The organism is Nocardioides sp. (genome assembly GCF_004803405.1).
GTDB classification, from domain to species: domain Bacteria; phylum Actinomycetota; class Actinomycetes; order Propionibacteriales; family Nocardioidaceae; genus Nocardioides; species Nocardioides vastitatis.
On the sequence record NZ_SSXI01000028.1, the window covers coordinates 1 to 1,824 of the forward strand.

Below are 1,824 nucleotides of genomic sequence, written 5' to 3' on the forward strand. Positions count from 1 at the left end.
GGAGATGATCGTGTACCCGTTCGTGGTCGTGGTCACCGTCTTCGACGCCGGCGCCGAGGTCTCACCAGCCAGACTGGACACCGCCGTGTTCGTCAACGGCGTACCCGCCGGAATTCCCGCAGCAGCCACGGCCTCGTAGACCAGCTGGTTCGGCGTGTTGGTCGGCACATCGTTCAGCGTCCAGGTCAGCACCTGGCGATTCTGCGCGTCGGTCGAGATCGCCGGCGCCGGCGAGGCCGACCCATCCACATACGTCATCCCCTCCGGCAGCACGTCCCGGATCACATACCCGTCCACCTCCGGCGCGATCGTGCCCGTGCCGTTGGCCGAGTACGTCAGCGTGAACTCCGCCGGGACCCCCGGCGTCACCGTGTTCTGCGCCGAGGACTTCCGGATCGCCGGAGTGGCCAGCACCACCCACACCACGTCGCGGCGAGCGTTGGTGTGGGGGTACCGCTCGCCGGGAGTCTCGGTGATCGGCCGGTAGTCGGCGTCCGACACCCAGGTGCCGTTGCGCAGGTAGGAGCCGAACGTCCAGATGTCCTGACCGATGGCCACGTCGTCCTGGATCCTCGTGGGCACGCGGAACTGGATGCCGATCGCGCCCTCCGCGGCGTACGCCGAGTGCGGGTAGGTCATCCGGACCGCGGTCACCGCCTCGTTCGCCGGCGGTGTCGAGGACCAGGTGCCCACGCCGCAGCTGAAGGTGTTGGGATCGCCCGTGCCACCGGTGTAGTACTCGACCACGGCGCCGGCAGGCGGGCCGTCCAGCTTCTTCCCGGCCTGGTTCTCCAGGCTCACCCAGTACTCGATCGGTCGCTCGGCCGTGGGATTGAAGTCGACGTACTGGGCATCGAGGACCTGGCACACGCCGTACCGCGCGGTCGACGGCACCTCGTCGGCGCTGAAGTGGTTGGCGGTGTAGGTCCACGTCGTGGTGCCGGTCGGCACACGATAGGTGTCGTCCCACCGGTCGCCGCCGTTGCCCGTGTACCAACGGATCCACGCGGAGCTGAACCCGCCCGGCAGCGTGTAGGTCTTGGTGGCCGCGTTGTTGCCGGCCAGGTCCGTGTACTGCTGGCCGGTCGGCGCCCTGTAGGTCGGCGCGTCCGACGTCAACCGGACCGACCCGCTCTGATCGGTGAGGACGCGGAACCACATCTGGCCGGCGGCCACGTAGTCCCAGTCCGTCGGGAGCGGGTTGCCGAAGGAGTCGTGGGTGGGCGCGTTCAGCAGGTCGTAGTTGATGTCGCTCAGCGTCAGCGTGAACACTCCCGGCTGGCCCGCGACCGGGGCCAGCGTGCAGGAGCCGACGAAGTTCGTGTGTCGCGGGTTCGACGGCACCGTGGAGTACGGGTGCCCGTCGGCCTGACCCAGGTCGTGCTCGGTGCAGCCCTGCTTCCCGTAGTTGTCCGGCAGACCGACCCCGGAGGGGTGGGTGCCGAGCACGACCGGGTTGCCGTTCACGTCCGCCAGGGTCAACCGGTAGCTCACCGTGTCGGGGCCCGGGTCGGAGCCGTTGCCCAGCCGCAGCGACCAGTTGAACGGAACGTCGACGTAGCTGGGGTTGCGGACGTCGTCCCAGTTGCCGGCGTACCAGGACGTACCGGCGAACTGCATGTCCAGCGCGAAGGGGTTGCGGATCAAGATCGGCGGCAGCGTGACCTTCTCACCGCTCGGGCTGGTGCCGTCGATCACGATCTCCTCGTTGGTGCTGCCGTTGGCGACCACGGGGGTCTGCAGGACGATCGCCGTGCCCTGCACGACCGTGCCGAAGTTGCACGTCAGCGTCATCCCGTCCTCGGAGATGCTCGACGGCGGCGT

General features: G+C 68.6%; 1 protein-coding gene. It reads right to left on the reverse strand.

What is annotated here, in order from left to right:
- A partial coding sequence (locus E7Z54_RS02130; RefSeq protein WP_168798120.1) for a DUF11 domain-containing protein occupies positions 1-1,824 on the reverse strand: 1,824 nt, incomplete at both ends.